The sequence below is a fragment of the Streptomyces sp. NPDC047453 genome (genome assembly GCF_040643155.1).
In the GTDB taxonomy this organism is placed as follows: Bacteria; Actinomycetota; Actinomycetes; order Streptomycetales; family Streptomycetaceae; genus Streptomyces.
This window is the reverse complement of the sequence record NZ_JBEYTS010000071.1, coordinates 1-20,043: the sequence shown is the minus strand read 5'-3', so window position 1 is coordinate 20,043 and position 20,043 is coordinate 1. Positions and strand designations below refer to the sequence as shown.

General features: G+C 69.5%; 25 protein-coding genes and 1 pseudogene. 11 read left to right on the top strand and 15 right to left on the bottom strand.

Features of this window, described 5'->3' with window-relative positions; all coding sequences use genetic code 11:
• Positions 1-17: 17 nt before the first annotated feature.
• The 3 genes and pseudogenes from ABZ818_RS35115 to ABZ818_RS35105 form a co-directional block, all read right to left on the bottom strand.
• Complete coding sequence (locus ABZ818_RS35115; protein WP_361423945.1) at positions 18-389, bottom strand: hypothetical protein; 372 nt, start codon at positions 387-389, stop codon at positions 18-20.
• A gap of 417 nt (positions 390-806) precedes the next feature.
• Complete coding sequence (locus ABZ818_RS35110) at positions 807-1,697, bottom strand: META domain-containing protein (protein ID WP_361423942.1); 891 nt, start codon at positions 1,695-1,697, stop codon at positions 807-809.
• Between the two features lie 45 nt (positions 1,698-1,742).
• Positions 1,743-1,916: pseudogene (locus ABZ818_RS35105) on the bottom strand (oxidase); the annotation flags it as partial.
• Positions 1,917-2,290: 374 nt separating this feature from the next.
• Between ABZ818_RS35105 and ABZ818_RS35100 the strand changes: the two are divergent.
• Positions 2,291-2,965 (top strand): hypothetical protein, encoded by a 675-nt coding sequence (locus ABZ818_RS35100; protein ID WP_361423939.1) that lies wholly within the window; start codon positions 2,291-2,293, stop codon positions 2,963-2,965.
• On the opposite strand, the gene ABZ818_RS35095 is transcribed toward ABZ818_RS35100, so the two are convergent.
• The 5 genes from ABZ818_RS35095 to ABZ818_RS35075 all read right to left on the bottom strand — a co-directional run bounded on the left by ABZ818_RS35095 (position 2,865) and on the right by ABZ818_RS35075 (position 8,850).
• Entirely contained in the window at positions 2,865-3,899 is a 1,035-nt protein-coding gene (locus ABZ818_RS35095) for a hypothetical protein (RefSeq protein ID WP_361423936.1), read from the bottom strand. The genes ABZ818_RS35100 and ABZ818_RS35095 overlap by 101 nt on opposite strands.
• A gap of 261 nt (positions 3,900-4,160) precedes the next feature.
• Complete coding sequence (locus tag ABZ818_RS35090) at positions 4,161-5,270, bottom strand: PP2C family protein-serine/threonine phosphatase (protein WP_361423933.1); 1,110 nt, start codon at positions 5,268-5,270, stop codon at positions 4,161-4,163.
• A 164-nt stretch (positions 5,271-5,434) separates the two neighbouring features.
• Positions 5,435-5,590, bottom strand: coding sequence for a DUF6131 family protein (locus tag ABZ818_RS35085; RefSeq protein ID WP_361423930.1), 156 nt, complete (start codon positions 5,588-5,590; stop codon positions 5,435-5,437).
• A 1,134-nt stretch (positions 5,591-6,724) separates the two neighbouring features.
• Positions 6,725-7,786 (bottom strand): hypothetical protein, encoded by a 1,062-nt coding sequence (locus ABZ818_RS35080; protein WP_361423927.1) that lies wholly within the window; start codon positions 7,784-7,786, stop codon positions 6,725-6,727.
• The gene (locus ABZ818_RS35075; RefSeq protein WP_361423924.1) at positions 7,783-8,850 is read right to left on the bottom strand and encodes a patatin-like phospholipase family protein; all 1,068 of its coding nucleotides are present in this window, start codon (positions 8,848-8,850) and stop codon (positions 7,783-7,785) included. The genes ABZ818_RS35080 and ABZ818_RS35075 overlap by 4 nt, the downstream gene beginning before the upstream one ends.
• A 43-nt stretch (positions 8,851-8,893) precedes the next feature.
• Between ABZ818_RS35075 and ABZ818_RS35070 the strand changes: the two genes are divergently transcribed.
• From ABZ818_RS35070 to ABZ818_RS35055, 4 genes are all read left to right on the top strand, one after another.
• Positions 8,894-9,484: an SRPBCC domain-containing protein gene (locus ABZ818_RS35070; RefSeq protein WP_361423921.1), complete on the top strand. Its 591-nt coding sequence runs from the start codon at positions 8,894-8,896 to the stop codon at positions 9,482-9,484.
• Positions 9,485-9,632: 148 nt separating this feature from the next.
• The gene (locus ABZ818_RS35065) at positions 9,633-10,646 is read left to right on the top strand and encodes an iron-containing redox enzyme family protein (RefSeq protein WP_361423918.1); all 1,014 of its coding nucleotides are present in this window, start codon (positions 9,633-9,635) and stop codon (positions 10,644-10,646) included.
• Positions 10,647-11,342: a HemK2/MTQ2 family protein methyltransferase gene (locus tag ABZ818_RS35060; RefSeq protein ID WP_361423915.1), complete on the top strand. Its 696-nt coding sequence runs from the start codon at positions 10,647-10,649 to the stop codon at positions 11,340-11,342.
• 67 nt (positions 11,343-11,409) lie between these two features.
• Positions 11,410-11,568, top strand: a complete 159-nt coding sequence (locus tag ABZ818_RS35055; protein WP_361423983.1) for a CDGSH iron-sulfur domain-containing protein — start codon at positions 11,410-11,412, stop codon at positions 11,566-11,568.
• A 957-nt stretch (positions 11,569-12,525) separates the two neighbouring features.
• Here ABZ818_RS35055 and ABZ818_RS35050 read toward each other — a convergent pair.
• From ABZ818_RS35050 to ABZ818_RS35040, 3 genes are all read right to left on the bottom strand, one after another.
• Positions 12,526-13,719: a DUF418 domain-containing protein gene (locus ABZ818_RS35050; RefSeq protein ID WP_361423912.1), complete on the bottom strand. Its 1,194-nt coding sequence runs from the start codon at positions 13,717-13,719 to the stop codon at positions 12,526-12,528.
• Between the two features lie 439 nt (positions 13,720-14,158).
• Positions 14,159-14,281, bottom strand: coding sequence for a hypothetical protein (locus tag ABZ818_RS35045; protein WP_361423909.1), 123 nt, complete (start codon positions 14,279-14,281; stop codon positions 14,159-14,161).
• Between the two features lie 41 nt (positions 14,282-14,322).
• Positions 14,323-14,532 (bottom strand): PTS sugar transporter subunit IIA, encoded by a 210-nt coding sequence (locus ABZ818_RS35040; RefSeq protein WP_361423906.1) that lies wholly within the window; start codon positions 14,530-14,532, stop codon positions 14,323-14,325.
• 342 nt (positions 14,533-14,874) lie between these two features.
• Between ABZ818_RS35040 and ABZ818_RS35035 the strand changes: the two genes are divergently transcribed.
• The 6 genes from ABZ818_RS35035 (at position 14,875) to ABZ818_RS35010 (ending at position 18,184) form a co-directional block, all read left to right on the top strand.
• Positions 14,875-15,222: a hypothetical protein gene (locus tag ABZ818_RS35035; RefSeq protein WP_361423903.1), complete on the top strand. Its 348-nt coding sequence runs from the start codon at positions 14,875-14,877 to the stop codon at positions 15,220-15,222.
• 37 nt (positions 15,223-15,259) lie between these two features.
• Positions 15,260-16,246, top strand: coding sequence for a DUF4241 domain-containing protein (locus ABZ818_RS35030; RefSeq protein ID WP_361423900.1), 987 nt, complete (start codon positions 15,260-15,262; stop codon positions 16,244-16,246).
• A 317-nt stretch (positions 16,247-16,563) separates the two neighbouring features.
• On the top strand, positions 16,564-16,884 hold the full coding sequence (locus ABZ818_RS35025; RefSeq protein WP_361423897.1) for an SMI1/KNR4 family protein: 321 nt from the start codon (positions 16,564-16,566) through the stop codon (positions 16,882-16,884).
• A gap of 249 nt (positions 16,885-17,133) precedes the next feature.
• On the top strand, positions 17,134-17,490 hold the full coding sequence (locus ABZ818_RS35020) for a hypothetical protein (RefSeq protein WP_361423894.1): 357 nt from the start codon (positions 17,134-17,136) through the stop codon (positions 17,488-17,490).
• 68 nt (positions 17,491-17,558) lie between these two features.
• Positions 17,559-17,864 carry a DUF6247 family protein gene (locus tag ABZ818_RS35015; RefSeq protein ID WP_361423891.1) on the top strand — a complete coding sequence of 102 codons (306 nt, stop codon included), beginning with the start codon at positions 17,559-17,561 and terminating at the stop codon, positions 17,862-17,864.
• Positions 17,861-18,184, top strand: a complete 324-nt coding sequence (locus ABZ818_RS35010) for a hypothetical protein (protein ID WP_361423888.1) — start codon at positions 17,861-17,863, stop codon at positions 18,182-18,184. Before ABZ818_RS35015 ends, ABZ818_RS35010 begins: the two co-directional genes overlap by 4 nt.
• Before the next feature lie 122 nt (positions 18,185-18,306).
• Here ABZ818_RS35010 and ABZ818_RS35005 read toward each other — a convergent pair whose 3' ends face one another.
• The 4 genes from ABZ818_RS35005 to ABZ818_RS34990 form a co-directional block, all read right to left on the bottom strand.
• Positions 18,307-18,525, bottom strand: coding sequence for a hypothetical protein (locus tag ABZ818_RS35005; protein ID WP_361423885.1), 219 nt, complete (start codon positions 18,523-18,525; stop codon positions 18,307-18,309).
• A gap of 297 nt (positions 18,526-18,822) precedes the next feature.
• Positions 18,823-19,074, bottom strand: a complete 252-nt coding sequence (locus ABZ818_RS35000) for a hypothetical protein (protein ID WP_361423882.1) — start codon at positions 19,072-19,074, stop codon at positions 18,823-18,825.
• Complete coding sequence (locus tag ABZ818_RS34995) at positions 19,071-19,316, bottom strand: hypothetical protein (protein WP_361423879.1); 246 nt, start codon at positions 19,314-19,316, stop codon at positions 19,071-19,073. The genes ABZ818_RS35000 and ABZ818_RS34995 overlap by 4 nt, the downstream gene beginning before the upstream one ends.
• A complete protein-coding gene (locus ABZ818_RS34990) occupies positions 19,301-19,816 on the bottom strand; it encodes a hypothetical protein (RefSeq protein WP_361423876.1) in 516 nt (171 codons plus the stop codon). Before ABZ818_RS34990 ends, ABZ818_RS34995 begins: the two co-directional genes overlap by 16 nt.
• Positions 19,817-20,043 lie beyond the last annotated feature (227 nt).

Here is a 20,043-nt window from a genome sequence, read left to right as displayed (position 1 = left end):
AACACCTCCAAAAGAGTTCAGCCTGCCGCATTCACCAGGTCTTTCAGCTCGGTCTCGCTCGTCCCCGGAGGGAGACGAACATCGAAGGTATAGCCCTCATCGCAGAAGCCCAGGTCAAGGTTGCCTGGCGTCAGCCTGCGGAAGGGGATCGCCAACCGGATGGCGTCGTCTTCCCAGACGTCCATGTACAGGCACTTGCCTTCCACATGCAGATACGCTTCTCCGGTACCGTTCATCGTCTCGAACTCCCATATGAGACTGCGCACTTCGCTGAGTTGCTCCGAACGGATCTCGACGTCAGCCCATCGATCGAGGATCGCCTCCGTCAGCGCATCCTCATCCACACGCCATCCACCTGCATCACCCTCAACCATGACCAGGAACGTCATAGCCACGGTCTATCAGGCGCCGATGACAAGCACCGATCGACTGCCTCTCCAGGTTGGAAAAGGCCGGGGGTGGCAGGTCACTTCCCACACTTCTGGCCCCTGTACACGGGCACGTCGATTCCCATCGACTCCTCGCGGTCACGAATGTGGCTGGACACCTGGGTCTAGCTGGGCAGACTCACCATGAGGGCGCGACTGTGAGTCGCGCCCTCATGGTCGTTGCTGGTCGTTAGCGGCTGTCGCCGGTCACCGTCAGACGGCCGCGAGACGGCCCACGGCAGATTTACAGACCGCGCGGCAGTCAGCACATGACCAGGTTCTTCGGCCGCAAAAGTCCTGGATTCCCATGGATGCCCCAGAGGCTCCCTCCGGGGCCGGGTGCGCACCGCCGGTGAGCGAGCTGGGCCTACTGTGAATCTAGGCCCCTGGACGTGGTGGTGTGCCGGTCAGCCGGATGAAGTGGTAGCCGAAGTAGTTGAGGCCGTCGGTCTCGTCCACGAACTTGATGCCGGAACCGGTCATGACCGTGAACGTGCGCGGGTCCTGGTTGAGCAGGTTGTCCTCCTCGGACATGATCTTCCGTGAGCATGTCCGGTGCGTGGTTCGGGTGAGCGAGTACAGCGTGACGTGCTCGCCTGCGAAGGCGGCCCGGCCCTTGATGCCGTTGCAGCCTCCCTTTCCGGTGACCGTGCCATCCCGGTGGAAGACGAAGTAGACCTCTTTGCCGGCCGTCATCGCGACGGTGGCGTCGGCGACGATCAGATACTGGAGTTGCCACGGTGCCCCGAAGAGCCCCTGAGGCCACAGCATTTGCAGCGCGGCGTAGTCGCCCCGCTGGTTCTTCAGGGTCATCGACACGTCGTCGACCCGCTCGGCCACTGCCAGCGGACCGCCGGTGAAGATCTTCCTCATCCGCCGCTCGAAGGCGCGTTCCTTCGCCGGGCACGCCTCATCCGGCACCGCCCTCGACGCCTGCGCACCGACGGTGAGCGTCGTGGCGGTGACCGTGGCCGACGCCTTGAACGGCGTACACCCGTAGTCGCCCACAAGCGTGTTGTCGTAGCCGAACTCCACCCACGCGCCGGCGTTCGGCGGTGCGTCGATGTTGCGCCCGTCGACGGTGGCCCAGTCGACCCGCCAGCGTGCGCCCAGGAGCAGACCGCCGTAACCGCCCGGCCCCTTCGGCGCGGTCCACGGCGTGGGACGGTCCAAGGCCTTCCGCCCGCTCCCCGCACGGGGCGAACCGCACGCGGTAACGGTGAGCAGAGCGACGAGCAGTGCGACGAGGAGGGCGCCGGTCCGGTACATGCGCATGATGATTCAGACCTCCGACCAACCTTCGGGGTTGTCCCGTCAGGGCCGCGGAAGTTGCCGCGCCCACCCCTCCCAGTCGTTCATGCGACTGTAGGTCAGACGTACGTGCCTGCGGGCCGCATCGCCCTGGAAGGACTCCTCCTCCTCCTCGAGCGGGAGGCGGTACAGCGTCCAGGTCAGCGCCGCGGCGTGCGGCTCCCGCCGCGCCCGCTCGTGACCGCGTCCCGGTCTGGTCCTCGCGACCTCGACGTGCGTCTCCGCTGATGCGAGCGCTGACACACGGGTGAGCCGAAAGCTCGGCAGCTTTACAGCGGGCCGTGTGTGCGCCCGATGAACAGGGGCTTTCCATCCAACGGGGGAGCCTGGGGGACGGGTGGGGGATCGAGCTTCACTAGCCGGCTCGTGCAGCACGCCACCGCAGTGATCGGCGTCGACCCTGCGCAACGTTCCACGGCTTCATTTCGCATGGACCGCGGCTGTTCTCGAACTAAGCCGGTGATGAACATCTGAACCCGCTTCGTCCGTGGGGCCCCTGAGACACTGATTTCTCAGCAAGCTCTCAGAAACCGCCCCTACGGTCGCTGACCATGGACACCACCAGGACAGACAATTCGAACAAAACAGCCGAGCGGGACGCGGCGGAGGCCGTGGCACGGGGGAACCTCGCCAGCGAGGCGGCGACCGACGATGCCGTGACCGAGAAGACGGCCGACACAGCCGATGTACGGGTGGAGAGTGCCCCAGAGGCGCTGACGGGCGACGGGGAAGCCCTCGACGAGGACGTGCGCGAGGACGACGACGCGGCGGATGCCGATGTCGCGGCTGCCGCGGAGCGGAGCGCGTCCGGCCTGCTCTGCGGCGCCGCTGCGGTCGCCGCCGCAGGCCTAGGCCTCGCCTCCCTCACCGGCACCTGGGTCAGCACCGTGATGTCGGCCCGCCAGCAGCTGATAGGCCAGATCGAATCCCAGTCGAGCTCCCCTGCCAACCAGATCGCCGCGATCTACGGCGACCCGTGGCACACCACCGCCCTCGTCAATGGCGTCTTCGCGCTGATCGCCGTCGTCGTCGCGGTTGCGGTTCTGCTGTGGCACAAGCCCGTCTCGGGGCGGGGCGACGCCGCCTGGGTGAAGGCCGTCGCCTGGGGAGCGGTGGCGCTGGGAGTCATCGGCCTGCTGATCGCCGGGGCCGTCGAGGTGAACCTGTTTGCCTCCCTGCCCTCCGTGCCCACGACAGCCCCGGGTGCCGCCGGCTCCACCGGATGACGCGGCAGGCCCCGGCGCAGGCTTCCGAGGCCTGACGGCAGCCCCGTGCGGCGTAGTGGGGAGTGCGCGCGACCGCGTGTCCTCCCGCGTATGCGGCGAAGGGGCCGATGGCGAGCAGGGCCGGGGTGATGGCCGTGCTCCACAGGGGCAGTCCTTGGGGGGTGTCGTCGGAGTACTGTGTCACGCCGTCCTTGCTCACGGCGGCCGCGTAGTCCCGCCACATGGTGACGGTGACCACGTCTCCGGCACGCAGGTGCCTGAGCAGCGGCTCGGCTCCGCCCAGGGCCACTTCCCGGGGCACTGATCCGGGTCCGGTGAGCCGGAGGTCGTACCGCTGCTTCTTGGGCTGTTCGCGGATCTCCGTGCCGCGCACGGTGGCCTGGACGGGGCGCAGGCAGTCCTCGGTGACCGCCGCGCCACAGGGGCGAGCGGCTCGATACGCGCGCTCCTCGGCCTTGTCGAAGATCAGAGCGACGCCGAGCAGTACGGCGACGGCTCCCAGTAGCGGTGCCAGAGGGTACGCAGGCACAGGCCACGCCGGGCACCACGTCGGTCGTCGCCCTCGTACGGTGTCAGCCCTCCGCCGCACGTGGGAGCAGAGCGTGAACACGGCCATGGCGACCACCAGCCCCGCCGCGGTCGCCGTGGTGTCGGCGAGTAGCCGGTCCAGATGAGGTCGCAGCCGGTCGACCGAGGTGAACACCACGACCGAGCCGGAGACTGCGGCCACCAGACCGGCGCCCCAGTGACGGTGCCTGTTGTAGAACCACCGGCCCAGCACCATCACCGGTGGTGCGGCGACCGGGAACTGCCGCTCGTCGAACAGCTCCAAAGCGGCCCACGTGAGGGCGAGCGCCACCACACACCCCGCCGCCCCCCTGGCCGCCTCAGTCCACATCACCGGCCGGTCCTCGCCCACCACGACGCCTTCCATCCTTTCCCTCCATGCCGTCGTGCCCACGGCGTCGCACCGACGACAATTGGTCCTCACCTGGCCCTGAGCGCGCCATACCGGTCCCCAGCACGATCAACGGACGTCTCTCAGAGGGCCTATCCGGCGGATCATGACGCAGACGCCCGGGTCTGGCGGGCGCCCGCGAAGCCGTACCGGTACGCGCCCAGCGCGCCGCTGGCTGCAGGACTTCTACCGCCGCTGTCGGGGCGCTGTGATGTCCCCTGTAGTGCGCATGCAGAGCTATACGGCGTCTTGGGCGCGCTGGATGGCAATCACGGCAGCGTCGTCGGTAAGGCGTCCGCCAACGTGCTCAAGCAAGTCGACGCAGAGGCGGTCGACCAACTCCGGCGGGCTCTTCTGGGGCCACCTGGCGACCCGTTCAATGAGTGGGTAGAAGGCGCCGTGGGAATTGCGGGCCTCGACGACGCCATCGGTGTAGAGCAGGAGGAGATCGCCCGCCTGGAGGGCGAAGGCGTCCACGAAGTACTCGGGGCTGAACATTTCGCACAGGCCGAGCGGAGGCGCGGGCCGGGCGGAGGGGAGCGAGGCGACCTGCCGGGCGTGCAGTATCAGCGGGGGCGGATGCCCGCAGGTGACCATCTGCACCTTGGGGCTCTTGTCGGGAACGTCAAGCACTGCCGCAGTGATGAAGCCCTCCCCGGCCTCTTCCCCCTCCGCGGGCTGGGCCAGATTCACACACACGCTCTGCTCCAGGTGGGCCATGAGTTCGGGCAGCTCTGCGCGCCGGTGAGCGGCCTCCCGAAAGGCACCGAGCAGAAGGGCGGCATCACCGATAGCGGTCAGTCCCTTGCCCATGACATCGCCGATGATCAGCCGGGTACCGGAAGGCGTCCGGACGGCCGCATACAGGTCCCCGCCAATCAGCGCATTTTCCTCGGCAGCCAGATAGGCGGAGGCAACCTGCAGCGGGCCGATCCGGTGCGGCAGAGGCCGCAGTACCGCGCGCTGCGCGACCTCGGACACCGTCCGTACCTGCGCCAGCTCTTGGATGTGCCGGGTTCGCAGGTAGCAGAGCCCGGTAACGAGCACCGTGACCGCCACCAAGGCAAGAACCTGCGCAAGGAACGCCATGTCCAGGATGCCGAGTGCCACGCCGGCACCGACCTGGGCCGCCACGGCGATGGCGCCTACCGCCCCAGTGAGGAGAGGTCCAGCGAACCAGGCAGTCATCGTGGGCGCCACAATCAGCAGCGGTCCTAGTGGGAGGTTGGGCGGGGTCAGGATATCGACGATCAAGATGGCGACGATCAGCCCGAGCGGGACCGCCAGAACTGCGTCGCTGGCCTGCCAGGGGCCGCCGAGGCGGCGAAACCGGGGCTGCAGTCGCATGCTTTCTCCCCCTACAGATCCAGGCCGGTCCGCACGGTGCCGCTGCCGGCCGCGTGTCTCGGGCTTCCGCCGAACGGAGTTGACGCCGGGGCGGCAGCCAATCGCGATGAGTGCCGTGGTTCACCTAGTGCCGTGGTTCACCTGCGGTGAGGGCCACGGTGCGATCACCAGTAGTGGCGTCGTCCGCCGACGGCGTGTCCGAGTGCTCCGAGGACCCACAGGACGGCACCGATCACCAGCAGCACGATCCCGATGGTCCACAGGATGGAGATGCCGAACACGAAACCGAGGATGAGGAGGATGACTCCGAGGGCAATCACCAGGGCCTCCGATCTTCCAGGAAGAGGAGTACCGTCCATGTGCCCGGTTGGTTGCGATATAGGCCCATTTCATGCGGAATCTGCGGACCGCCCACGAGTGGCCTGCCGGCGGCGTCCTGCCCCCATCGGCTCATGATCGTGCCTTACGTGCCATCCGCTTGTTCGCTGTGCGAATCGCGTCCTCATCTTCCTCATCCGTACCGGTACGGACCATGCTGGCGCTTCTTTACGCACAGCGAGCACCGGGCGCTGGCGCGTGCGGTCAAACGGTCAACTTCCTGCGCAGATGCACGTGCTTCTTCCTCGGCCCGTTTCTCGGCTCCCTGCTTTTCTTGGTCGGCTCGGCGGAGCCGCCGAAGCGCGCTGGCCCTGGCCTATCAAGTGAGGGCGGGACGGACGGTTCCTGCAGCCCGCCCGATCGTCCAGCCACTCCCGATTACGTGGACCACCGGAGGCATGGTCCACCAGCGGGACGCAGACGGAAATGGGGGGCTGCAGACCAAGATCACGGCTGGAGCGATGCATTGTGGGAGGCAAGGGCTTCGGGGTATCGGAAGTGGACGAAGATGATCTTGCGTCCGTGTTCAACCGGAGCAACGGTCCGCCTCTGTACAGCTTGGCGAGGTCGACAACCGTGCGTAGCCCCTCGCCTGCGTCCGTGCGCGTTGTGGGTGGAATGTGCGGGTCACGGTCCGCGACACCCACCACCAGGTAATCGGCGCCCACCAACGCGGCGGCAGGGCCCCAGAGGTAGTACCTGCGGCTCGGCCGTCGTCGCTCGGCTGGACCACCTCATGACGCTCTACCTTTCTGCCGGGCCTGCCCCAGCCATTCGTAGGGTTTGGGGACCCAGGGGAGCCGGGTGTGGCTTTCATGACGCTGCCGACCATGGCTTGGGAGGCTTGGCCGCCCACGACGCCCATCATCTGCGTGACCATCAAATCGAGGCCGGGTTTCTTCACCGGGCGGGCGTCATCTGCTTTCACTGCTGCGGGACGGGTTGTGGTGGGCGGTTGGTGTTAATGGTGTCGTCTGGTTGGTGAAGATCGTTGTCGTTTCACTGGGTGGGGTGGATGACGCCTGCGTGGGCGGGAGTTGGTGGATTCCGGGGCCGGGGGAGTGCGGCTCTGGACCTCACGCGTGCGTCGCGTCCGGGGTGGCGTGATCGGCGATCCAGCGGTCGACGCGGGCCCACTGGGCGAGCAGCCACTCGCTGCGGGCATCATCGCCTGGCGGGACGCGCCTTGCGGGTATGCGCCACCAGTACACCCGCACACTGTCGCGTAGCGGCAGCCGGATCCAAACGGTGCGCGCCGAGTGGACGACGTCGAGGCCGGTGTGGGCGACGAAGACCACGTCGGCCGTGGGCGCGGCGGCGATCGCGGCGAGGGCACCGGCGTCCTGCGGCGGCAGGACATGGTGCATCTGTTCCGCGCGGGACGCCCGGCGCGGCAACCCCCGGCGCCGCAACGAGGCGATCGCGCGTCGGCGGCGGCGCGGTGTGAAGTTGCCGCCCTCCGGAAAAATCACGAGGGCGTCACCCGGGCCCAGCCCGGCCGCCAGGCCCCCGATCGCGTCCTCGGCCCGGCCGCCGAAGGGTGGAAGGAAGCAGTGGGGGACCCGCCCGATGAGGACGTCGAGAGCGGGATCGGCGCGTAGTGCCCGCTTCAGGACCGTGTGGGGGCGCAGCCCGACCTGGCTGAGCAATGTCTGAAGCAGCAGGAAGGAGTCGCCGACCCCGGCGTGCCGTACGAAGACCAGGACCGGCGCCGCCGCGCTTCCGGTCTCGCTTGGCGGCGGGGGCGTCACCTCCACCCGGAGCCGGAAGACCCGCTCGCCCGCACGTCGTAGCAGCCGCAGCAGCCTCTCCAGCACGGCGAACGCATCCGCGGCGCGCCGCTCCTGGCGGTCCCGCCTGTCGGGCAGCCGCCGCGCCCACAGACCGGCGGCGGCCACCAGCCCGGCCAAATCCACCAGGAGGTACACCAGGGCGAAGCCGGTGATCCGAACCGGCCTCCAGGGGCCGCGCGTGGCGAGCGAGACCGGCGCACAGAGCACGCCCGCGGCGACGAGGAGCGCGGCCACCATAGGGACGAGGACGACCAGCAGCGCGGTGGTGGTCGTGCGGCGCAGCCCGGTGACCACCGCACCGGTCAGCCGCGCCGGGCGTATTCCGAGCACACCCGCATCGGTCATGGCGCGCCGTCGGGTGCGCTGAGAGCGGTCTCGAGGTACCGGGAGGTGGCCGCGTAGGCACGCTCGATGCGCTCGGCAGTCCGGCCGAAGCTGCGGTACCGCAACTGCCGCAGAGTGGCTGTGCCCTCCTCGGGGCCCGAGCCCGAAGGCAGCACGCGGACCGTAACGCCGGGCGGCAGGTCCGCCATGTCGCGGGCGAACCGGTGTCTGCGAGCGATCTCGAACGCCACCAGTGCCACCTGCCAGGGAGCCCGCGGCGGGGACAGGGCTCGCTCGACACGGCCGACCTGCAGGACGTAGACCTCGGTCGCGCCGAGGGCCACAGCGCGGCTGACGGGGATGCTGTTGACCAAGCCGCCGTCGACGAAGTGCTCGCCGTCGAGCCGGACGGGCGGCAGCAGCCCGGGCACTGCGCACGAGGCGAGCACCGCGTCCACCAGCGGCCCGGCGGCGAACCAGTGCTCGGCGGCCCGTTCGATGTTCGCCGCGACGCACTGGAACGGCAGGGCCAAACCCTCGATATGAGTCACCGGAAGGTGGGAGGAGAGCAATTCCCGCAGCGGCGTGGGGTGGTACAGGTGAGTGCCACTGCGCACGGCGGTGCTCAGCCGCCCGAGCAGCGACCCGGAGAACACGCCGGCACGCCCAAGGCCGGTCCACAGGTCAGCGAGCTGGGCCACCGACGCCCGCGACGGCTCGGCCGCGACGGCGGCGCCGTTGATCGCGCCGACCGAGGTGCCGACGACGAGGTCCGGGTGCAAGGCGGCGGCGAAGAGCGCCTTGAGCATGCCAACTTCGTAGGCGCCGAGTGCACCGCCGCCGCCCAGTACGAAGGCACGGGTCGGGGGGCGGGTGAGCCGGCTGTCCTCCATGGCCGAAGGGTGCCCCGACCCGGCGCCGCCAACCACCAGGGCGGCGCGGTCGGCGTCCAGGGTGCCGCGGGCGTAGAAGGGCCGGTTGTCGGCGATCCCTTGCCCCAGTGAGAAGGCGGCGAACGAGGCCGGCCAGCCCTCGGCCTTCGCCTCCTGGTCGCCGCTGGAGGGGACGCGGTATGTGAACGGCACGCGTAGGTCGTCGTGGAGCCGGTTGTAGAGTGCGGCGGCTGCGATGCCGCGGCGCCCGTGTTCGTGCGTTGAGGCCGCGTCCTCTTCAGCAGCACCTGCGCCCGATACGGCGCACCCTGATCATCCAGCCCGTTCACCGGCCCCTTCATGCAAGAATCCGGAAGCCGTCGTCGCCTCACGCTGCTTACGGCTCCGGCCGAGGACGCCACCGCAGGCGTCGCTTCGATGCAGGCATAGAACCTGCCATGTCAGGACTCACCAAGGACGTCAGCCGGCAGATCAGCGTGCCCCGAACGCTGTCCCTGCGCCCGTCGTCTGGGACTTCATTAGCAGTCCCGAAGGGCTCGCCCTTTGGCTAGACCCCGGCGCGACCCTCACCCCCGAGCGCGGCGCCCCCTACCAGACGGCCGCAGGAGTGACCGGGGAGGTGCGCGGCTTCCACCCAAGGCGGAAGATCCGCGTCACCCGCGGCGCCACGACTCTCCAGATCGCCCTCACCCCCACCGCCGACGGGGCCCGCGCGATGCTCCGCTTCCACCAAGAACACCTGGCGGGCGCCGAAGAGCGCGATCAGCAGCGGGCGCACTGGCAGCGCATCATGAGCCAGGTCGCTGCCGTCCTCGAACAGCCGTAGGGCGTGGAGTCGGTTGTTGAGGTGTTGGCCGGGTTCGTTCGGCAAGTGCCCAAGGGGGATGCCGATAGCGGGGTTGTCGGCACGCACAGGGGAGGTCCGCGGGGAAAGACGGGGGTGCTCCGCCGGAAGTCGCGGGTACCCGGGCGCCATGGCCAACGATCACCGAGGACCCGAGCTGCCTTCCGACCGGGGGCCGGTCTCCGCGGCTGTGACGGCGTACCTGCGGGGCACGGGTCCGTTGCCCCGAGCCGAGGACGCCAGCGGCGCGGGGCCGTACGGCGACGATCTCCAGCTCGCCCTGTACCTCTGCTACGAGCTGCATTACCGCGGTTTCGCGGAGGTCGCCGCCCGGTACGAGTGGGACCCCGGCCTGCTGGCGGTTCGCTCGGCTCTGGAGCACCGCTTCCTGGCCGCCCTGCGCGCCGACACTCCCGGGCACGACAGCCTGGACGACGCGCTCGCCGGCCTGCTCGTCGAGCCGGTCGAGGGCACCAGTGTCAGCCACTACCTGCGGGACGAGGGCAGGCTGTGGCAGTTGCGCGAGTACGCGGCACAGCGTTCCCTGTACCACCTCAAGGAGGCCGACCCGCACGCCTGGGTGCTGCCGCGCCTGTGGGGTCGGGCCAAGGCGGCGATGGCGGCGGTGGAGTTCGACGAGTGGGGCGGCGGTCGTGCCGAGCGCGTCCACGCCCGGCTGTTCGCCGACCTGATGCGGGATCTGGGCCTGGACACGACGTACGGCCGCTATCTGGACGCGGCCTCGGCGGAAGCCCTGGCGACGGTGAACCTGATGTCCCTGTTCGGCCTGCACCGCGAGCTGCGGGGAGCCCTGGTGGGCCATTTCGCCGCGGTCGAGATCACCTCCTCCCCGGGCTCCCGCCGGCTGGCCGAGGCCATGCGCCGCACGGGCGCCGGACCGGCCGCGCGGTTCTTCTACGACGAACACGTGGAGGCGGACGCGGTGCACGAGCAGGTCGTACGCCACGACGTCATCGGCGGGCTGCTGGCCGAAGAACCGCACCTGGTGTCCGACGTGGCCTTCGGCATCGACGCGACCGGACACCTGGAGGACTGCTTCGGCGGACGGCTGCTCACCGATTGGCGGGCCGGTTGGTCGTCGCTGCGCACACCCCTCGCGGCGGAAATGACCGGTATCACCTGAATGCTGGGGTACCCGCCGGATGTGAACGCACTGGTACTTCCGGGCGTCTACGCCCCGCAGGACGACACCGCCCTGCTGGCCGAAGCCCTGTCCGACGAACCGTGGGAGCCAGGTGCGCGGGTCCTCGACGTGGGCACCGGGAGCGGTGCGCTGGCACTGGTGGCCGCCCGGCGGGGCGCCGAGGTGACCGCGGTGGACGTCTCCTGGCGCGCGGTGTGGACCGCCCGGCTCAACTCCTGGCTCAGCCGGCTTCCGGTCCGCATCCACCACGGGAACCTCTTCAGCCCGGTGCGCGGACGATCGTTCGACGTGGTCCTGGCCAACCCGCCGTACGTGCCGGCCCCCGACAGCCGGCGCGGGCCGCGCGGCAGGCGCCGCGCCTGGGACGCGGGGCGCGACGGGCGGCTCGTCCTGGACCGGATCTGCCGGGACGCACCCCGGCTGCTGCGACCCGGGGGCGTGCTGCTGATCGTGCACTCCGCGCTGAGCGGCCCCGACCGCACTCTGCACCGGCTGCGAGCGACCGGACTCGAGGCCGCGGTGGTGCGCCGCCGCTGGATCGCCTTCGGTCCCGTATTGCGTTCGCGGCGCGGCTGGCTGCGGGAACGCGGCCTGCTGTCCGCGGAGGAAGCCGCCGACGAGAAGGAAGAGCTGGTGGTCATCCGTGCCGAACGTCCCCTCCGACAACCCGCATGACAATCCGGGCGACAGCCCGGACACCTCCGCCGCCGGTGCGCGCCCCGACCCGCCCCGCCGGGTCACGATGCAGCGCCGCGGTCCGATTCTGGTCGACGGCCCGGTCGAGGTGGAACTCGAGGACGGCAGCACCGTCTTCTCGGACCGCTTCCGCGTCGCCCTGTGCACCTGCCGCCGCAGCCGCCGCTACCCGTGGTGCGACACCAGCCATCGCGACAGGGTGTAGCGGGCGGGGGCGGCCACGATGGCCGCGTGGGGTGCCATAGGTCCGCATGTAAATGCGCTGATCGCCGCGTCCGGCCGATCGCGACCGCTGCGCCTTCGCTGGGCCAGCCGTCGTGCGATGGCCGCGCCGATCCCACGACTGCCGCCGGTGACGATCGCGACCTTGCCTCCGAAACGTGTGCTCTGCACGGATGACACCATTGCTCTCCCAGCCGAATGGGTGGGGGCGCGGCGGGTGGTCGGTCCGGTAGGCGTTCGGCCCGCAGATGAACAGCACGGCGGGCCACCCGTCCGCGGGTTCCGGGCACGCGCAGGTAGGTATACCGGCGTCGAGGTCCCCGGCAGAGGTATCGGCATGCGTGAACGGGATGTCGATCGGGACACTCGGCGAATCGAGCAGTCGGGCGCCTTCCTCATAGCCGCCTTGCCCTTCTCCCAGGCTTGCCGGCTGAGCGGTGACCTGTTGATCGGGAACCACGCGATCCGACAGACGGCAGCCGCGCGCAGGTGCAGATCCCTCGCCCTGCCGGTCTCGCCACTCGATGCCGCTTCCCGCGCGCAGGCGGTGAGCCGGTCCGCGACTGGGAGGGACGGCGTCGCGTGGTCGTCCGGCCGGTACAGGACGCCGGGATCATCGTCTGAGATCTTGGTCAGCTCGGCGAAGACCGGGTCGAAGTCCGCGACCCGAACCCCAGCGGCGCCCCTGGCGGTCAGTAGTACGCGCCGCCTTCCGACCGTCAGCGACAGACACCAAGTGGGCCACAGCTGTCCTCGAGCGAGCACGCAGCGCTGCCGGAGCCTTCCTCTTCGACGGCAAGATGGTCGACGGCCCTGTCCTGGCGCAGGCTCGCCGCATTCTGTTCCGCGGCACGACGTACGCCGCGCGGCTCACCGCGGCGGTCGTAGCCAGGGCCGTCGACCGCCGGGGGCAGGGGCGTCGGTTCGGCCGGTTCTGCGCTCAGGGGATGTGCCGGGCCAGGCCTGTCGCCTTGGTCATCAGCCATTCGAGTGGTCCGCGCTGCTGGAAGTGCGACCAGACGGTCGCGACCACCATGGCGGCGGCGATGAAGCCGAGCAGGACGTGCAGGGGTGATCCGGGCAGTTCCTCGATGCCCAGGAACCGGATGCCGAAGAGGTGGAAGACGTAGGCGGTCAGCGACATGGAGCCGACTGCGATAACCGGCCGGGCCAGGGACTGGAGCCGCGGGAGGGCGTCCGTCGCGGCCAGACACGCGGTCACGGCCATGATCGCCGCGCCCGTGTTGCCCAAGATCGACAGGGTGGTCTCACTGTGCGGGGAGGCAGCCATCAGCCAGGCGGGGGTGTCCCCGGACGGATAACCCGCGGTGTCGGACCACCACACGCTCGCCCCACCCCCGGCCGACGTCGACGCGCCGATGGCGTCGGCGGCGCCGGGAAAGACGTGAAGCAAAAGCCAGGAGCCTCCGTAGCCGGTGATCATGAGGGCTGCACCCGTGAGGGCCAGGCGTATCCGAACAGCGGTGGCAGCCAGGTCCAGGCGCGCCACGGCCATGCCGGCGATCACGAACGGGACCCAGGTCAGAGCCGGGTAGGTGCCGCTGAAGAGCAGCGAGACGATGCCGTCGGGCTCACCGGGCGAGCGGACGTCACTGTTGCCGATCGCCTGCTGCACCACGTAGAGCACCTGGGGCAGGATGAGGCCCGTTCCCGCGGCGATCGCCGCCAGGGGGCCGGCGCCGAGCCGGTACAGCGGCAGTACGAGCAGGAAGTACAGGCCGTAGAAGGCAAGGATCACATCGACCGGGGTGCCACTCATGGTCAGGGCGGTGCCCACGGCCAGAAGGATCACGGCCCGGATCACCACCTTGGCCACTGCCTGGCGCCCGGCCCGCCCCGTCTTCGGCGCCCTGCGCCCGGTGATGAGAACAACGGCGAAGCCCGCCATGAAGGCGAAGAGCGCGGAGGACCTGCCGTGGGCCAGCTCCATCAGGAAGCCGGTCACACCCCCCTGGTCAGGGTCGGGTCCCACATGAGCCGCGTACATGCCGAATACCGCGAGTCCGCGGGCCAGATCCAGCCCGATCAGCCGGCCCGCCGGTGCCTTCCCGCTGTCGCGCACGGGGGCCGGGGCGTCTACCGCAGGAGTTGCGACGTCTGAGTACTGTGTCATGCCTTCCAGGTTTGAGAGTGGGCTGATCGCCGGGTGACCGGCAGATGTCCGGACCGCCCCCGCCATACGGCGAAGGCCCACCTGCCGGGTGCCTGGAGCCGCTGCTCGCGGAGCCGCCCTGGTCATCCGGGGTTTTGGGCTCGGTGCAGCAGTGCAGCAGTGCATGGGCAGCCATCAGCCGGTGTACTTTCGAATGTACAGCCGACCGCAGCGAACGGACGGCGAGGCGGAACGCATGTGACCCAGCTCGCGGCTCGCACCGATCTCGGCCGTGAGTCGGGCGGGGCGTCGAAGCGGCAGGCGAGCGCAGCGGCGGGCACGGCACCCACGTCGACGAGCATGGTGAACGGAACGGCTCCCCTGTCAGCGGAGCTGGACGAAGGCATCCCGGACGATCGCGCCAGGGGGAGTGATCTGGGGCTGGGTCCCGAGGGCCGGATCAGTCGGTTGGCAACATCGCTTCCAGCTCCGCTACCAGCGACGGATAGTCCTTCGCGGCGCGCACCAGGCGTTCTACGCCGGTCCGCTCGCCCAGCACCGCGGTCAGCTCCTCGAACGCCAACCGGAAGGAAGGCCGGTCGACCGTGCTGAACGCGATCAGTGCTATGACGTCAACCCGGCGGCCGCCCTCGCGTGTGGCACGGCGAAACCGTCGGTGAAAGCGGTCGACGACAGCGCCTCTCGTTCCAGCACACTTTCCAGAGTGGTGCGGGTGATGGCGGCCCGAACGGACTCGATGTCCTTCCAGATGGTGAAGACGTTCACCACCACGACGGGGGCGTCCCGGCCGGACAGGGGCACTGTGGAGATCACCAGATCAGCGTCGATATCGTCCACGCCGTCCAGGCGAGTGACCAGCGGTGGGGTGCCGGCGGGCCTCGGTGGGGTGGTTTTGCGCGGTCGGGTCGGCGCAGTCGCGGCTGTCTGGCCGGGTGCCGGCTCGGCATGCCGGTGCTGGCCGGATGCCTCGCGGGCCGTAGACGTGGGCAAGCCGGCGGCGGCTGTACGGCCTGCCTTGGGGAAGACCGCCTGGGGCCCGGGCCCGGCCCTAGGCTAGGGCCGTTGTCACAGGCGGCGGTTTACGTTGCAGCCCAGCATTTACGCGAGCGGGAACCGGTGAGCGGCAATGGTGGTCGAGGTGGGGTACGCGCAGGCGTGGGACTGGAGGCCCGCGTGGCCTGGCGGCCAATATCTGTGGGGGAGGCTCGTGAGCGGGACGCCGCCGGGCTTCCGTACGTGGTGTACCGGGAGGCGGGCCGGGAGGCTCCGCTGGAGGTCCGACTCGTCTCCTGGCGGGACCACTATGTCGGGCTGTGGATGTACGACGCTCAGGGCCGCCGTACCTACGACCTGGACATGCGGCTGCTGGACGACCCGGTGCGGCTGCTGCGCCGGTGCACCGTCGGCTGGAACTACATCGGCCCGGAGATGACGGAATGCGACGAGGCGTGTCCGCGCATCACCGTGGGAGCTCTTCCCGGACGGGAGGGGTCGGCGGACTGAGGAGCCCCAGGGCAAGGGCGGGGGCTCGTACGTCACCGTGTCCCGGGTCCGCGACGACGAGCGCTGGACGGACCGGCCTGTCTTCGGGGAGTGGCCGCTGCTCTCGGCCCAGGTCCACGGGCTCACGGAGCCGCCGGTCTTCGAGATCACGGAGGCGGCCGCGGCAGCCGACGACGGTAGCGGGCTCGCGCCTGCCACCTGCTGGCGTCCGCCCCGCCCCGTGCAGCCCGGGCCGATCGGTGAGCTGTTCCGGCCTGGGGTGCGCGTGACCGACGGGTACCACCCCGAGATGACGGTCGTGGAGCCGCGTCGGACCGGAGCCCTGCGCGTGCCCAGCGGGCTGCTGGCCGTCTCCGGCCCTGACAGCGACGACGGCGACGGGCCGCACATCACGGTCCCCCTCCCGCCGGGGGAGTACGTACTGGAGGAGGCGCAGGCCCGCCACACCTACCACTGCGAGTGGGAGGGGAGCGAGGTCACGTGTACGGACACCATGGCCGTCCGCGTGCTCATCAGCGAGAGCCCCGCCGCGACCTGGGAGATGGCCCGCCGCCCCGACGACGACCCCCGCCTGCTCCGGGAGAACGAGATCTTCGACACCGACGGTGCCACCGGCAGCTTCGCCGATGCCGGGGCCTGGGAGCCTCTCCTGGCGCTCTTCGAGAAAGGGCTGATCCAGGGAGACCCGGACCTGGACCCGGACGTGAACGAGGACATCAGCGACTCCGTTTACCTGCTGCGCACCCGGGACCAGGCCTCCGGCGGCGAGCTGGCGGCCTTCGCGACGACGGGGGACGGCACCTATCCCGTCTGGGTCGGCAGTTCCGAGGCCGGCAAAGTGGTCGGGGTCGTGGTGCTGGTGGAGGGGATGCCCGAGCTGCTCATTCCGCCCCCTCGGCGCCCATTGACCTGTGCGACTCAAGACCACTGCTGGCGAAGTGACGCTCACCCTCCCTTCGGCGCCGGACAGGCCGCAGGCTCAGGGAGATCAGCCGTGACCTCGGAGAATCCCTGTCGCACGTAGCGCGGGGGAGGGACGGCCAAGGCGTTACTCGCCGCTCACGCGGAGGAGAACGTCGCAAAAGCCATGGGCATGGCATAGCGCTGCACGTGAACTCCGCTCGAAACACTGCGAGGTGAACGGGGGGCGGGCCCGCCACGGGGGATGAACGGCTTGTCTTGGTGCGCCCGCGCACCTCCCCCGGACTGCAGGCGGCGTGACCCGCTCAGGGGTCACTGTGTTCAGCGCGTTCCAGGTCCTGCGTGTCACAGGTGGCGGCCTGACCTTACAGGATCACCAAGATTTTGAACCTTGAGTCGCCGTGTGCCTGGTGCTCGCGGGTGATCGGCTGGATGTGTGCGGCGCTGGAGGCGGAGGCGGTCGACACCCGGCACGACAACGCGGTGCAGCGGCTGGTCGACTCGCCCGGCTGGATCGCCTTCGGCGACTGCGACGGCGACCGGATCGCGATCGAGCTGACCCCGGGACCGGGCGGGCACACCGGGCAGGTCATCATCCTCAGCCACGAGGAGAGTATCGGCACGGGCCTGATCGCCGACTCCCTCACCGAGATGGTGCTCCCCGGACGGGGGGGAGTGGGCCCCGTTGGCCCGCGGACGACGAGCCGCCGACCGCGGCGCACGTCAACAGCCGCAGTCTGAGAAGCGTTGAGGCCGCCGCGCACCCTGCACTGGAGGTCCTGAGTATCGGCGTGTGGGAGGGCGAACCGCTCAGCCGGGAGCCCGTCGTGGACCTGCGACGATGCCGGAGCCGTCGGACACGGGTTGGTTCCAGCGGGACTTCACCGCCGACGTGGCGATCGTTCAGGCGACGATACTATGGTCTGCGAAACCATAGTGTCGAGATCGGCAGTGTTGCAAACAGTGGTCTGCGGTGTCATGATGCGAAGCATGTCGGCGAAGCAGAACAAGGACGACCAGGACCCCGACGTGCAGAAGGTCCGCAATACCCGCGCCGAGATCACCCGCGCAGAAAAGCAGCTCGACCAGCTCCGCAAACAACTCGAAGACGACGTTCGTGCCGCCGTCACCGCACCCGTCGGCGGAAAGCTGCCGTACGGACGCGTCGTGAGACTTGCCCGCATGCTGGGCTACAAGGACTCCAGCATGATCTACACCCTGCGTGACAACAGCCTCGCCCGGGCCAGGCAGCGGTTCGCAGAAAGCGCCACTAAGGACAACAAGAAACCAGCTGCCGAAGAGCCTGACGGCAGTGTCCCAGGCCGGATGAAGCCAACTGCTGCCTGACCGACCGCCAAGTATGGGAACTGCCGTTCATGACTACCGCCACCCTGGGCTCTGGGGCCGTGCCCCCCATGCCCGACAGGACACCGAAGGCGCTCCGCGCCGCCATCGCCCAGCATGCGCCGCAACTCCTCGTCGACTTCGATCGACACTGGCGCCGAGACATCGCCGACGCTTACGACCTCGCGCCGGTCCCCGCCTTCATGGCCCGCTGGTGGGGCGAATTCGCGCTCGCCCGCGACCCTCAACTGGAAGCGAAGGTGCACGGTCTGGAGGACGAGGCCGGCAGGGAACCTGACTACGCCCGCGCCAAGTCACTCATTGAAGAAGCCGGACGCATCCGCCGCACGGCAGCGAAGGCAGAGCCCGGCCAGTGACCGACGACTTCATGGGGCCGCCCTGGCAAGCCGACTGGACCAAGAACGCCGAGGACAACAGAAACGGCCTCCCCGAAGAGGCCCGTGTCTTGGTCAACGAGGCCCGCGCCGAACTCGTCACCGCCGCTGACCCGTACTTCCGGGGCATCGACAGCGACCGCGACCTTCCAGGCGGAATGAGTGTCGAACCCGTCCAGTCCACCCGCCCCGGTGGCGAGCACGTCATCTACTTCGATCACGGCCGGGGGTGGCTCCGGTACCACTTCACCCGCAGGACCACCGATCCTCAGATCGTGATCGATGAGTGTTTCTGGCAGTGAGTTCAGCCACCCTGAGCCTGGATCCATCCCATGCAGGGGCGCGGGCCCCTGCGAAGCCCGATCCGACGCCGCCGTGCCAAGATCCACCGGATACCACCATTGAGAAGCCGTTGCTCTGTCGGTCATGGTCGGCGGCGGTCCGCGGCGAACTCGTGCTGGTGGTGTACCGGATGCTCGAAGCTGACGACTCCGTCCGTGAACCCGGCGGGGATGGCGTGCGCGGTGAGCCAGCGCTGCCCGCACCCGCAGTGGGTCGCGTGGTAGCGGCCCCACTTGCTCTCCAGCGGCTCGTACACAAGACGGTCGCCGTAGTACTTCGTATCCCTAGCGAATCCCGACACCGCCGCAGTTTCCCACCGCGCCCGGACCCGGAACAGTGGCTGTCACCCATGCGGTGGCCAGCGAACATCAGATGGCACCGGCGCCCGGTTACGGAACTCCGGCAGAGTCTTGTCCACCCCGTCCCGATAGCTTTGAGAGCGGCCTCGGCGGCGGTGCGCACGCTCGTGTCCTGCGTCTTGGCCAAGGGCTGGATGAGGGCGCGGGCCGATGCCGCCGCTGTCCCGAATGCCGTGAGTGCTTCGAGGGAGTCGGCCACGACACTCCAGCTTTGGTGGTGAAGCGCCCACGTGAGGGCGTCAGTGATCACGGGCAAGGCGATGGGATCGCCGAGTTCGGCCAAGCAGGACAGGTAGAGGCCGGCGGGGATGGGCGCGTGCGGGGTGGCCGGGTCGACGCGGCAGTCCGTCGGCGAGGAGCGGTACGAGTTGGTGGGCGGCTTGGGGGTAGCCGCCGACGCCGTAGAGGACGCGCCAGTCGTCGACGCGGGTGTCAAGGGCGGTCAGCAGGTCGGGGAGGGCGCGGGGGTCTCGGTGGTCAGCCAGAGTCATGATCGCTTCTTGCAGGCGTAGCGGACCAGGGGGTTGTCGATAGCCCATACATCGGGACCGTGTTCGCCTCGTTGGGTGGTGACGTAGGCGGCGAGGGCGTCGCAGACGGTGGCGGTGTCCTCATGTGCGATGGAGAGGGCACCGCCCCGCCAGCGGCTGAGTCCGTGAGTGACCCGACCGGCGAGGTACGGGTCGTCCGGGAGGAGAAGGTCGAGGACGAGGAGCGTCAGGTCGCGGGGCATCGGGCCGGGAAAATCCTGGCCATCTCGACTGCGTCGTACCGGGTACCGGTATCGGAGCTGGTGAGCTGCTCGGCCAGGAGGGCGGCACGGTCTGTGGCCCGCTCGCCCAGAGCCGCAAGAAGGGCGCGCACCACGCTGCTGACCGGGGAGTGTTCCGGCCAGATGTAGTGCCGGTCGCGGTAGGTGGCGGCAAGGTGTTCGGGGCGTGTCGAACTGGGCGGGGTGTCCCGCCCTCGCACGTGAGACGTTCGACGGCACCACACGCGCCCGTCGCACTGTTCGGTGACCACGGGTACGCGGGTAATCTCCCGCAGCAACGCGATCGCGCGGTGCACGAGGTCTTCACCCATCCGGTCGGGGGCAAGACGGACCTCGTGGGTCAGGGCGGCAAGCCGGGTGGCGGCATCGATCGGCGCGTCCGTTGCGTCGTCGGCCAAGGCGTCGAGCCAGGCCGTGACAGCAGCCCATGCGGCCGGCAGCCGGAATGCGAGGCTGGCCATCGTCCGGACACCGACGCCCGGGCTGCGCTGACAAGCCGCCCCGTCGCTCAAGTCCGTTTACGGGAGGCCCGGCAGGCCGCCACGGACGTCACGCACGGGCCGGTGTTCCTGGAGCGGGCGGCTTGGAGGGCTGGTGTCGGCGTCGGCTGAACTCGGACCCACTTTGGGCGGTTGAATTCTGACCCGGTTGGTGTTGGTTCAGTCGTTGTCGGTTGTGTCGGTGGGGA